This is a genomic window from Peribacillus aracenensis (genome assembly GCF_025175645.1).
Lineage (GTDB): Bacteria > Bacillota > Bacilli > Bacillales > DSM-1321 > Peribacillus > Peribacillus aracenensis.
The window spans coordinates 58342-71489 of sequence record NZ_JANZMJ010000011.1; the positions used below are offsets into that span (position 1 = coordinate 58342).

A 13148-nucleotide genomic window follows, 5' to 3' on the forward strand; every position below is an offset into this window, starting at 1 on the left:
CTCCTTTTAAAGTGATAAAACTTCAGTCTCCAAAAATCCGGCCTGCGCAATGTTTTCATCACTTATTACGTTTCCGTCCTTAACCGTCCAGATCCTGGTAGCAAAGTTTTTTGAAATATGATCGTCATGAGTTACCATGATCACTGTTATTCCGCGCCTTCGATATTCCTCAAACCATTCCAGTAATGCAAAGGTATTTTTCGAATCTTGGCCAAAGGTCGGCTCATCAAGGAGAATGATTTTTTTATCTATTACGATTGAAGCAGCTACGCTTAGGCGACGCTTTTGACCCATTGATAATTGAAACGGATGTTTATCCCGATGTGCCATGAGGCCGAACACTTTAAGCAATGTACGGACACTCTCATCTATTTCTTGTTGAGGCCGTTTGTCAATCCGCAATGAATAGGCAATCTCTTCATATACAGTATTTGCAACGAACTGAAACTCAGGATTTTGAAAGACAAACGTCATATGATTTGTTGGATTTTTCACCCTTTTAATGGGGGTCCCCATTAATTCATACTTACCATCCGTTTTTATGAACTGCATCAGTGCATGCAAAAGTGTGCTCTTTCCCGCGCCATTTTCTCCCCTGATTACAATCCATTCCCCTGAACGAACCTTCAGCTCTTCAATCTTGATTTTTTCCTCTTTATTCCGAAAACCGCTAAATCCTTGCACATACATAAGGAGTGAATCATCTGTAAATTGGTGTTCACGAATGGGTGCATGCTCATTTACATATTCATCCCAAACACCTGGAAACCATATTCCATATTCTTTCATTTCATTTTTATATTGTGAAAGAATGGTGTCTTTTGGACCATCAGCCATGATTTGACCGTCATCATTAAAAAGCACGATTCGATCGATGAATTCTAAAACATGGTCAATTTTATGCTCGACGATTATAACCGTTTTGTCTCGGCCAACTTCCTTCAACAAGTCCCAGATTTCTTTTGTTCCTTCTGGATCAAGCATGGCGGTTGGTTCATCCAAAAATATCACTTCTGGTTCAAGGGCCAATACTGAAGCGATTGCCAGACGTTGTTTCATCCCGCCTGATAATGTTTCTATACTTGTATGGCCTAGGTTCAATCCTACTTTACGGATATGATATTGGATTTTCCCTTTCATTTCATCTTTAGGGACGGAAAGATTCTCAAGGACGAAGGCGATTTCCTCATCGGCAAATGGCATGCAAAACTGACTATCAGGGTCTTGAAAAACATACCCCCATGAAGAAGGGCATTTCATTTCTTCAACTATCATCGGGACTTCGATGGAATTCGGAATCAATCCGCTTAACACTTGCAAAAGAGTGGACTTACCACATCCTGACGGTCCCAACAATAGTACCTTTTCTCCTTTATCAAACGATAAGGATAGGTCCTTGAAAATCAAAGATTCATCACCGGGATATTTCATTCTTAACTTCTCAACAGAAATGATTGGTTCCATGGCCCTCAACCTAATTTTGATCCAGTTCTGCATAATCTTTATTTGAAACCGGACGAACAAGATTGGTTACTCCTGTCGCTTCCAGGACTTTAACTAGATAATAGGCAGTCATACCTGCAAAGAAAATGGAACCCACAAACCTCGCTATCATGAATAAAGATAGATTCCAAGTAGATAGCGCACCAATTTCCCCGTATGCAAAATCCATTAGTACGGATGCAAGGCAGGAAGCTACCGCAGCTAAAACGGCCACCGAAATATTGAATTTTTTATATTTGAACGCCATGAACACCAGTTCCGCGAACAAACCTTGGACCACCCCATATAACAGTACGGTCAGCCCCCAAGGAGAACCTAGAAAGAATTCCCCGGAAGCTGCAGCAATCTCCGCCAAAAGTGCCACACCCGGTTTCCGTAAAATTAAAAAGGCGACGGGACCAGCTATAAACCACATTCCATAAATAAGTTGATCCAGATGTAATCCTAATGGTTTAGCGGAATAGTAAATCGAACCCCAAAGGATATAAACGATTCCAAATGCTACCGAAATCACGATCGTGACTAATATATCCGTTAATTTCAATCCTTTTTTCATTATTTCATTCTCCTTTATACTTCCAGTGTTTCCTGGTGCACAGGCCATGTCTCTAAACGATAAGCCATTTCCCAAAATGAGTATTCATATTGGCTGCTAAGGATAAAATGCTCTTTCATTCTCTCCTTATCTTCGTCCGTTACTTTTTCAGCAATCTCATCAAGCCTCGCAATTTGTTCTTCCACCAAAGTGCGGAACCACTCTCCTCCGTACGCCGCTATCCATTCTTGATAAATCGGCTCTTCGGGTATGCAACCTTGCAGCTTTTCACCTATTTCATAATATAGCCAGTAACACGGCAAGATGGCTGCAATAACATCACCTAAATGTCCCGAATAAGCTGCACGATACATATGGGAAGTATAAGCATAAGCGGTCGGGGCGGGTTTGAAATTTTCCCTTTCTTCTTTTGTGATGCCTAATCTCTCAGAGAAATTCTCATGAAGCTTCAACTCTGCTTCATATGTTCCTTGTGCATGGCCGGCAAGCCTGCTTGTTGTATGTAAATCTGTAGCTTTGACTGCCCCTAAAGCTTGAACCCTGGCAAAATGAGATAAATAATAGGCATCTTGCATGACATAAAAACGAAAACATTCCAATGGCAATGTGCCATCTCCTATTCCTGCAACAAACGGGTGATTAAAACTAGCTTCCCAAATATGATCAACTTCCCGACGGATTTCCTCTGAAAACTTCATGTCCATTACCTCCAAATAGTATTTTTCAATGAATCTTACAGAAAAAAACTTTTATCACCCCTTTTTTTTGCAAACAAAAAACCACTTTCTTAAACGTAAAGAAAGTGGTTGTACTTGAAAAAATACAGAAACGTATCGTTCCAGACCCCACTTCCCTACGCTGGTATAAACCAGATCAGGTTCTAAGGGTCTTAAAGTCATACTCTAATCTCAGCTTCTGCGGTAAAATCAACTTTTACCTATAAAGCACCCCTAGTGGTACAAATTGTATATTTTATTTTCATTTGCCTTTATATTAACACGATAAATCCAATTGTCAAACGTTTTAGAAAAATTTTCAACCTAATGCTTTAGGTTTACTAGCCTTTCAATCTTGCATAACCACCCAACTATATTGATTAGACCATAGTTAATCCACCATTTACGGAAAGTGTTTGCCCCGTAATATACCCTGCATCTTCCGAAACGAAATAGGCAACAGCACTGGCAATGTCCTCTGGTTGAGCTAGCCGGCGAAAAGGAATCGCTTTTTCCAAGGCACCTGCTATACCTTCATTATACGAGCCTATTTCTTGAAATAGAGGTGTATCTGCTGGACCTGGTGCAATACAATTGATGTTTAGTTTGTGACGTGCCATTTCTCTTGCTATCGTTTTTGTGAAGGCAATCACCCCTCCCTTAGCAGCCGAATAAACTGCCTCTCCACTTGATCCTACTCTAGCTGCATCAGATGCAATATTTACTACCTTTCCGTAACCATTTTCAATCATGAGAGGTAAAATTTCCTTGCAAGTATGGATCTGCCCAAGTAAATTAATATCGATAATCCTTTTCCAAGTGCTAGGATCACTTTTTAAAAAAGGTTCCACCTTATCCCAGCCTGCATTATTAACCAATATATCTATTTTATGATAATGATTCACTGTTTCTTCAACGGCCTTTTTAACACTTTCTAATTTGGTTACATCACAATGGATCGCCCTAGCTTCAAAACCCGAATTTTCGATTAAAGAAACCGTTTCCTCAGCATTTTTATGATTTATATCAGCCACGATGATGTTAAAATTGCAAGAAGCCAATTTTTTTGCAATCTCTCTGCCGATTCCGCTTCCGGCACCGGTAATAAATGCGATTCTTTTATTCATCGTATTTCCCTCCACTTTCACCATTTAGTCAATATGGATTTATTTAAACTGCTTATATCTTGTCGACTAACTTTTCATTTATCATTTCCCGGAGCCGGAATTTCTGGATTTTCCCGCTTGCCGTACGAGGAAAGTCATCCATTATTTCAAGAAGTTCAGGCCAATATTGTTTGGCCAAACCCTTTTGCGAGAGAAATTCCTGCATGGAATCCATCGTGATCGGGCTCTTCCCCGTTTTCATGCTGATACATGCACATGCTTTTTCCTGAAGACGGGAATCTGGAACTGCAATAACCTGAGCGCTAGAAATATCCGGGTGTTCATACAATACATTTTCTACATAAGCGACTGGAATATTTTCACCGCCACGTATGATTATGTCTTTGTTTCTTCCAGAAATTCGAATATATCCTTCTTCATCAATGAATGCCCGATCACCGGTAATGAACCATCCGTCACTATATTCAGCTAAAGTATCCTCGATCCGTTTAAAATAGCCGACAAAAAGAGCCGGACCCCTTACTAATAAAGAGCCTTCTATATTCGGGGCACAGACCTCCCCTTCAAAATCTACGACCTTTAGTTCCATTCCCGGAAACGGAGTTCCGTCGGTATTCGTCAGTTTTTCTTCTGGATCTTCAAGTCTCGTCAAGGTTACCAAGCCATCTTCCGTTTGACCCCACCCTGACAATATTTTGAACGGGACTTTTTCCATGGCTTCCTTTACTAAATGCCTGGGAATCGGGGCACCTAAAGCTACGAAGACTCGTAGCGAATTAAGGTCATACCTTTCTATCCCCTCCATTTGAACCGTATCTTGCAGAAAAGGAGTAGCTCCGGCCGTAAACGTTATTTTCTCCCTCTCTACCCATTCAATAAACTCTTTCGGATTCCAAATGTCTTGATAGACTCCCGTACCTCCAATATGTGTAGGGAGCCTAACTCCATAACCAAAACCTGTTTGATGGGCGAACGTTGACGCCATGAAAAGAACATCATCGGATGTTAAATGTAAGCGGTCAATCCAATAATTCGTTGATATACAAAGAGTATTATGGGTATGCATAACTCCTTTTGGACTTCCTGTGGTTCCCGAGGTAAAGATAATTTCAGTCACATCATTGGGGTCAAGTGTGATTTCATCCAAAATGGATGAATCCATCCGGTCTTCCCAAGGTTCCTCAAATAAAGAGGAGAACAGTTTCATCCCATTCGGCGCTCTGTCACCCATCACGTATATATGTTTCATTGATGGCCATTGATGACTTAGTCTTTCAATCATGTCAGGGTAATAAAACCCACGGAAATACTCTGGTACAACAATCATTTTAGATTCTGCCATCCCAACCATATAGCCAATTTCCCTATCTCGATAAATTGGTATCAATGGATTGCTAATGGCACCGATTCTTGTAACAGCATAATGCATGATTATAAATTCATTCCAGTTAGGCAGTTGAAAAGAGACAACATCCCCCTTACCCAATCCTATATGCAAGAGACCCAAAGCGACCCGATCGACCAACTTACCAAGCTGTTTGTAAGTAAAACTACTTTTTTTATCGATAATAGCCATCTTATCTGGATGCTTTACTATAGCATCATTCAAATAATCCAAGATGGTACGATTCGGCCAAACGCCTTTAAATTCCCCCACATACTCCTGAGTCAAAATCGTCTCCAATTTCACCAGTTTTCATCCCCCTCATCAACCTCTGAATTTTTTAAAATCTACAGGCCTCTTTTCTAGGAAGGCATTTTTTCCTTCTTCCGATTCTTTTGTATTGTAAAACATCGCTAAACTGCCCATCGATAGTTGAGAAATCCCTTGAATGTTGGCACTATCTGCATTAAAGGAATATTTGAGCATTTTTAGCGCAGTAGGACTCTTATCAAGGATCTTTCTTGCCCACTCCTCTGCTGCCTCGTGCAATTGTTCCGAGGCAACGATTTTATTCACAAGTCCCATTTCTTTTGCTTCTTGTGCAGAATATTGTTCACATAAATACCAGATTTCCCTTGCTTTCTTTTCTCCGACAATTCGTGCTAAATAAGCTGAACCAAAACCTGCATCATAACTACCGACCTTTGGCCCACTCTGGCCAAATTTTGCCGTGTCAGAAGCAATGGTGAGGTCACAAATGACATGCAGGACATGCCCGCCTCCGATGGCAAACCCATTAACCGCTGCAATGACCGGCTTAGGAATGTTGCGGATCGTTTGGTGCAGCGTTTCGATTTCCAGTCCCATTCCGCCTCCTAAACCACCCGAATGATTATATCCTCCTTCTTCTCCCTTTTCTTTTTGATCTCCACCTACACAAAATGCTTTCTCACCTGCTCCCGTCAGAATCACGATACCAACACGATTATCATCCCAAGCGTCCCGGAAAGCCCAAATTAATTCCTGAATGGTTCTGGCACGAAAAGCGTTATAAACTTTAGGTCTGTTCATTGTTATCTTTGCAATCCCACCATTTTTTTCATAGATTACATCTGTTAATTCCATCGTTTTCATTCCCTTCATTATCTTAGTGATTTGCCTTGTATCCCATCATTTCACCGTTAATTACAAACTTAATCGGTACCCAATACGACTGTGAATAATTTCAGTTTCTTCGTATTCAACAGAATGCAAAAATACCAATCCATTGGATTAATGAGAACGGAACTCCTTTCCTATAATGTCCTTTGCAATGACCATCATATTGGCTTGAGCAGTGCCATCACCAATTTCCAACCCAATCACATCACGCAAGCGTTGCTCAAGAGGCATTTCCTTCGTATAAGCATAATGACCATTCAACAGTAAACATTCATGGATAGCTTCTACACTATATTTAGGACCTAACCACTTAACGGAAGCCGATTCTTTACTATGATTCAGCCCTTGGTCACGAAGCCAAAGGCCTCGGTAGGCTTGCCACTTAACCAGTTCTAATTGGGTATGGTGGGTCACAAGGGGGAAGGAGACCCCTTGATATGTCGCCAACGGTTTACCAAATGAATGCCTGATTTTTACATATTCGATGGTTTCATCAATACTTTGGGAAGCGGTGCCCACACATTGCAGACCTATTAACAGCCGACTTAAATCGAACCCATTCATCACTTGGGAAAACCCTTTATTTTGAAGACCGATCATATACTCTTCCGGAATCTCGACATTTGTTAAATATATCGAACCTCTTCCAATGGGGATATTCCCCATGTCCGTGTACCCTCTACATTCTACACCCGGAATATCGGCAGGTACCATGAAAGCACTTATCCCACGATTTCCCCATTCAGGTTCCGTCTTTGCAAATAAAACAAAGGCATCTCCACACATAGCTAAACTTATTCCAGACTTTTCTCCATTAAGCACATACTTATTTCCTTTATGTACAGCTGTTGTTTTAATTCCGCCCGCATCCGTACCGGCGGAAGGCTCCGTAATGGCAATGCCAACAATTTTTTCACCACTTGAAATTTGGGGAAGCCACTCCTTTTTCAGTTCTTCGCTAGCGTGATTATTGATAATTTCACCGATTAATGCATTCAACATCACCGCGTAAGTTAGATTGAAATCACCACGACCTATCTCCTCAGCAGCTATCCCCGTTGTCACACAATCCGCACCGCTTCCGCCATATTCCACTGGAATCCGAAGGCCATTCACGCCAATTCCTCCTAGCTTTTTCCATAAGTGTTTTGGAGTAATCTCTTCGCGATCCCATTTTGTATAATGTGGAAGCAACTCTTCCTTCGCAAATTCTTTCAATATTTTACGAAAATAATCTTGCTCTTCCGTAAAAGAAAAATTCAGCACATCATTCCCCCCTTGATTAATTACTAATTTATCTGAACCATATTTAGAACATTCTACGAAACATGAAACCTCTTACATGACAAACTATCATTGCAAGTTGTGTGCCAACTAGAATTCGCTACAATTTTGGCTATAGTTTCCAAAACCTTTCGCATCTTTGCATTTTTTCTCATTTCTGCAAAGCAAAATTGCGAAACTTCACAAAAAAACACACACTTTATAAGTGTGCCCTAATGGTTAACCTGATTACATTTCATTGGATGATACTGCTATTTCAATTTGTATTTGGCAATTTTCCTATATAAACTAGCAACATGAATTTTCAGCTTTTGAGCTGCTAAAGAACGATCACCTTCCGAATCTTTCAATGCTCGCTGAATGGCGGATTTTTCAGCATTACCTACAATTTCATCCAACGTACCGGACATAGAATTATCCATCGATGAGGGAACCTCCAATATGAAATTAGGTGTAAAATATAAAGAATCCAGAGTTAGAGTCCCTCCATCTACGATATTCATTCCGCGTTCGATTATCGCTTTGATTTCACGGATGTTACCAGGCCAATCATATTGGATAAGCCAATCTTGGAGTTTAGGATCAATTTCTTTCACATTGGACCCTAACTTGTTATTGAAATGCTCGATGAAATGATATGCCAGAGGAAGAATATCTTCGTGCCGCTCCCTTAAAGTAGGAATTTTCAATTCAAAAACATAAAGTCGATAATATAAATCTTGGCGGAATTTCCCTTCTTGAATAAGGGTTCTTAAATCTCTGTTCGTCGCCGCGATAATACGTATATCAACATTTTTAGTCCCCGTCCCCCCTAGTCTTTCCACTTCCCTTTCCTGTAAAACTCGTAATAGCTTTCCTTGAGCCTGATAAGGCAATTCAGAAATCTCATCTAAAAACAACGTACCATTTTGGGCTAATTCTATTTTTCCTGGCTTACCTTCTTTTTTCGCCCCGCTAAAAGCGCCAGCTTCATAACCAAAAATCTCCGATTCAAATAATTCATCTGGAATCGCGGCACAATTTACCGGCACAAATGGCTGTGCTTTTCTTGTACTCAAACTATGGATCGCTTGGGCGAAAAGTTCCTTTCCCGTTCCCGTTTCCCCTGTAAGCAGGACTGTTGAACTGCTTACAGCTATTTTGGCTGCCAGTTCTTTTACCCTCTCTATCTCCTTACTCTTTCCAACAATCTCTTCGAAGCTATATCGACTTTGAACCACGGAATTTTTCTTGGGTTTATTCTCCTCCAAAGATTTGGCAAAATACACCAAATCGTTGTATTCCAGTTCGTCTTGTCTGATGATTATGGTATAAATAGTAATACCTTCTTGTCGAAATACCCTTATAAAACAAGAGTGTCCACTGATCACACCAGAAAACACATGTTTGTGGGCAAGACCTTTCAAAGAAAAGTTGGAAGAAGTATGAATGACTCTCTTAATGGACTTTCCTATCAAATCAGTCGGCATCATCATGAAATATTCATAAAAATCAGCAGTTGCGCCTATAATTCTTCCATTTTCATCTACTTCAATTGATCCCCAATTCCTTATGACGTTTTTAACATTTTCCATTCACATCACCTAATACCTTGATTACTTAAAACAAAGATTACAACTTGACCCTTAATGACTTCAATTCCTGCCTGATTAAAGCAAGTCACCTTTTGCGTAACCCAATCTCTATTCAAATTAATATCAATGACCTCCAGTTCCGCTGAAATCATGTCGCCTATATGTACTGGATGATAAAAGACCAATTCCTTTTGTAAAAGTATACAGGCACTACCAGGGAGCTTTTCACTGATCACTTGAGTGATAAGGCCTTCCGTTAACAAACCAGGTACAACCGGCTTGCTGAAATTACTTTTCCATGCTTCTTTATTCACTTGATAAATCGGACTGTAGTCTTTTGTTAATTCATTACATAATTTTACGTCAGATTCTTTAAATGTACGCTGCATACTAGCAACCTGGCCAATGAACAAATCAGTGATTGTTAAACTCATAACACCGCTCCTTATTTTTTCAGAATATTCAATTTTAATATAATACTAACTATACATAACTTTCCAATCAAATACTATAAAATGGGAGTTCGTTTGTGGTTTTACTCGTGAATTGTTTTATTTACCAAAAATCGCCTATATGTCAGGGGAAAGTCTGCATGCTGTCCACTGACATATAGGCAATCTATTAAATAACACGATTATACATTCGATGTTGTTTCTAGTTTTATATTTTCCTCGATCTGCGGTTTATCATAGTTGCCATACTTCTCTTTCACAACGAGTAACGCCAGGGCAGCCACCATGCTCGGAACTGTGAAGGCCATGAATGCATTTTGTGGCGAATAGTTTGCAGCCAACAATAATCCTATTAATGTAGGGGCCACAATCGCTCCAATTCTACCAAAAGCCAAGGCCCAACCTATCCCCGTGGTCCTTATCTCCCGCGGATAATACTCGGATATATACGTATTGGCCAAATTCATCGTGCCCACTGTACAGGCACCTCCAATAGCGATCAGAATATATAATGCTACTACATTTGAGGTCAACCCTAATATGATAAAACAGACCGTACCTATGGCACAGAGGGATACAAGTACTCTTCTATGGCCTATTTTCCCAACTAAGTACCCTCCAATTATCGATCCGCCAATTTGTCCTATTCCCGATATAAGATTGAAAGATAAACTGGATGAAAGGCCGTATCCTGACTGCTGCATGATTTTGGGTAACCATGTATTGAGTCCGTATACCATAAGTAAACAATTAAAGGCAGCTACCCAAAACGCAAAAGTGCTAAGAGTACGCTTATTTTCAAAGAGCTTCTTGACTGGAAAGCCTTTTGCCCTTTCTTGGACTTTGGCAAACTCATAATCGTCCGACTCATTATAGTCGCCGTCTGGGTCAATGCGATTCAGGATTCCAGCAAGCTTTGCTCCTTGTTTTCGGATAACATAATAGGAAAGCGATTCAGGAAATTGTTTAATAAAGAATGGCAGTGCCAGTAAGGGAAGCGCCCCTATCCAATACAAAACCCTCCAGCTCATTTGTTCCATCACATACATTCCAATTAAAGAAGCAAGTATGCTTCCGATAGAATAACCACAGTACATGGTGGTTACAATGAGCACCTTATTCTTTTTGGGTGAGTATTCCGCCATTAAGGAGATGACATTTGGCATTAATCCTCCCATTCCCAGTGCTGCTATAAATCGCATAACCGTGAAAAAGGCAGGGTTCGGGGCAAAACTTGAAAGTAATGTAAAGACACTGAATATACATATACAAGTGGCAAGCACCCTTTTTCTCCCTAGTTTATCCGCCAGGGGTGCAAAAATAAGGGCTCCCACCATCATTCCGAACAATGAATAACTTGCCATTCCGCCAGCTTCGACGGGCGTCAAGCTCCATTCCTCCATCATCAAGGGTAAACCCACTCCGTACATGGCTATATCAAATCCATCGAAGGTAATCGCAAACAAACACCACATAAAGACCATTAAATGAAAACGGCCAAATCTACTGTTACCTACCACTTCCGAAGCATTAACTTCACGCAATTAATTCCCTCCCCTTTGCCATATTATGATATAACATGCAATGTCAGTTTCCCTAGTTCACCGTAATCTGCTATTATTTCATCGTTTGCCTTTATGGAAACGGCATCTGTAATTCCGCCTACCAATACAATCATTCCAGCCTGAATGGAAAGTCCTTCACGGCTAATCATTTTTACAAGTTCCACAATCGAGTGAATCGGATGATCGAGTACAGCTTCTCCAAGACCCCTCTTTTGCATTTCACCATTTTGATAAAGCGTAACTTCTGCTTGAGCCCAGTCCGTGTGGTACGGAGAATAAGCTTGATTGCTAAGCAGGATTTTTGCTGAGGATGCGTTATCCGCTACTACATCGGTAAGTGTAAAAGAAAAATTTTTATAACGGCTGTCAATAACTTCTAGTGCAAGAAATACACATTCTACAGCCGGCCAGACATCTTTCGCCGTTATATTTGCACCTTTCAGTTCGTACTTGAACAAAAAGGCAAATTCAGGTTCCACTCTCGGATGAATGAGTTCCCCAACTTTTAATACTGGTTTAGTTAGTTCCATTGCAGATGTCAACCTGCCATAGATTGCTTCCTCTACCCCTACTTGCTGTTGTTTGGCTTTGCTCGTCAAGCCCATCTTCCACCCGATGAATCTGTTATCACCATTGATCGTCTCATTTATGCTCAACTTCTGAATTTCATATGCTTGATTTACCGTTAGGTCAGGATTGGATAATGTAAGCTTATCCATTTCACGTCCGCTTTTTTGCGATTCGGCTACCCGTTTTGCTAGTTGATCTAGTTTCATCTTAAAGTTCCTTCTTTCTGAAACGCCATTTGCTCAGCCACTTCAATTATGGTATCTTCCTGACCCCCAACCACTTTTTGTCGACCAAGCTCCATCAAAATATCCCGGGCATCAACTCCATACTTTTTTGCCGCTTTATTCGCATGCAATAAAAAGCTGGAGTATACGCCACCATAACCCATGATTAAACTCGAGTCTGTTATTTCCTGGGGCTTGGGCATGATTGTATTTCCAACAAACTCCGAAAGATCGAGCATTTTATATAAGTCAATTTCGGTACGGATACCCATCCTATCCAGAACGGCAACAAGCACTTCCGTCTGGGTATTACCAGCACCTGCGCCGAGACAGCGGATGCTGCCATCGATTCTATTCGCCCCTTCTTCAATTGCCATAAGCGAATTTGCCACAGCCAGCGATAGGTTATTGTGAGCATGAAAACCGATATCGATATTCAGCTTTGATCTTAATAACCGGATCCGCGTCTTCACATCTTGGGGCAAAAAAGATCCTGCGGAATCAACAACATACACAGCATCCGCTCCATAGGATTCCATTAGAAGGGCTTGTTCAAGAAGTTTTTCCGGTGATGCCATGTGAGACATCATTAAAAACCCGATTGCTTCCATACCGAGATGTTTCGCTGCTTCCAGATGTTGCTTCGAGACATCCGCTTCCGTTACGTGGGTTGCAATCCGCGCCATTTTCGCCCCAACTTGTGCAGCTTCCCTTAATTGATCGATAGTCCCTATTCCAGGGATTAAAAGTACTGAAATAACCGATTTGCCTGCAGCTTCAACAGCAGCTTCCACCAATTCAATATCATTCACTTTTGAAAAACCATATTGTAAGGATGATCCTCCCAGGCCATCTCCATGCGACACTTCAATATAAGGGACACCTGCAGCACTAAGTTTCCCAGTCATGTTCTTTACTTGATCGAGAGTGAATTGATGTGCCACTACATGGCTCCCATCCCGCAATGCAACTTCAGTCACCAATACATCTTTACGCAAATGAACCCCACCTTTACAGTTCCGATTACCTTTT

The 13148-nt window shown here is 40.9% G+C and carries 12 protein-coding genes and 1 riboswitch; all 12 genes read right to left on the minus strand.

Going from position 1 to position 13148, the window contains the following annotated elements; all coding sequences use genetic code 11:
• Positions 1 to 6: 6 nt before the first annotated feature.
• Positions 7 to 1464 (minus strand): ABC transporter ATP-binding protein, encoded by a 1458-nt coding sequence (locus N0M92_RS13060; protein ID WP_260286150.1) that lies wholly within the window; start codon positions 1462 to 1464, stop codon positions 7 to 9.
• A 10-nt stretch (positions 1465 to 1474) separates the two neighbouring features.
• The gene (locus N0M92_RS13065; RefSeq protein WP_260286151.1) at positions 1475 to 2059 is read right to left on the minus strand and encodes an ECF transporter S component; all 585 of its coding nucleotides are present in this window, start codon (positions 2057 to 2059) and stop codon (positions 1475 to 1477) included.
• A gap of 14 nt (positions 2060 to 2073) precedes the next feature.
• Positions 2074 to 2757 carry a thiaminase II gene (tenA, locus tag N0M92_RS13070; RefSeq protein WP_260286153.1) on the minus strand — a complete coding sequence of 228 codons (684 nt, stop codon included), beginning with the start codon at positions 2755 to 2757 and terminating at the stop codon, positions 2074 to 2076.
• Positions 2758 to 2892: 135 nt separating this feature from the next.
• Positions 2893 to 3021: riboswitch (TPP riboswitch) on the minus strand.
• Between the two features lie 134 nt (positions 3022 to 3155).
• Entirely contained in the window at positions 3156 to 3902 is a 747-nt protein-coding gene (locus N0M92_RS13075; RefSeq protein WP_260286154.1) for an SDR family NAD(P)-dependent oxidoreductase, read from the minus strand.
• A gap of 52 nt (positions 3903 to 3954) precedes the next feature.
• On the minus strand, positions 3955 to 5592 hold the full coding sequence (locus N0M92_RS13080) for an AMP-binding protein (protein WP_260286156.1): 1638 nt from the start codon (positions 5590 to 5592) through the stop codon (positions 3955 to 3957).
• 18 nt (positions 5593 to 5610) lie between these two features.
• Positions 5611 to 6411, minus strand: coding sequence for a 1,4-dihydroxy-2-naphthoyl-CoA synthase (gene menB / locus N0M92_RS13085; protein WP_260286159.1), 801 nt, complete (start codon positions 6409 to 6411; stop codon positions 5611 to 5613).
• A 147-nt stretch (positions 6412 to 6558) separates the two neighbouring features.
• The gene (locus tag N0M92_RS13090) at positions 6559 to 7713 is read right to left on the minus strand and encodes an acyl-CoA dehydrogenase family protein (protein WP_260286162.1); all 1155 of its coding nucleotides are present in this window, start codon (positions 7711 to 7713) and stop codon (positions 6559 to 6561) included.
• A 269-nt stretch (positions 7714 to 7982) separates the two neighbouring features.
• Positions 7983 to 9305 (minus strand): sigma-54 interaction domain-containing protein, encoded by a 1323-nt coding sequence (locus N0M92_RS13095; protein WP_260286164.1) that lies wholly within the window; start codon positions 9303 to 9305, stop codon positions 7983 to 7985.
• A gap of 5 nt (positions 9306 to 9310) precedes the next feature.
• A complete protein-coding gene (locus tag N0M92_RS13100; protein WP_260286165.1) occupies positions 9311 to 9739 on the minus strand; it encodes a MaoC/PaaZ C-terminal domain-containing protein in 429 nt (142 codons plus the stop codon).
• A gap of 200 nt (positions 9740 to 9939) precedes the next feature.
• Entirely contained in the window at positions 9940 to 11301 is a 1362-nt protein-coding gene (locus tag N0M92_RS13105; RefSeq protein ID WP_260286166.1) for an MFS transporter, read from the minus strand.
• A gap of 23 nt (positions 11302 to 11324) precedes the next feature.
• Entirely contained in the window at positions 11325 to 12098 is a 774-nt protein-coding gene (locus N0M92_RS13110; RefSeq protein WP_260286167.1) for a 2-keto-4-pentenoate hydratase, read from the minus strand.
• Positions 12095 to 13114: a 4-hydroxy-2-oxovalerate aldolase gene (dmpG, locus tag N0M92_RS13115; protein WP_260286168.1), complete on the minus strand. Its 1020-nt coding sequence runs from the start codon at positions 13112 to 13114 to the stop codon at positions 12095 to 12097. The genes N0M92_RS13110 and dmpG overlap by 4 nt, the downstream gene beginning before the upstream one ends.
• Between the last annotated feature and the right edge of the window lie 34 nt (positions 13115 to 13148).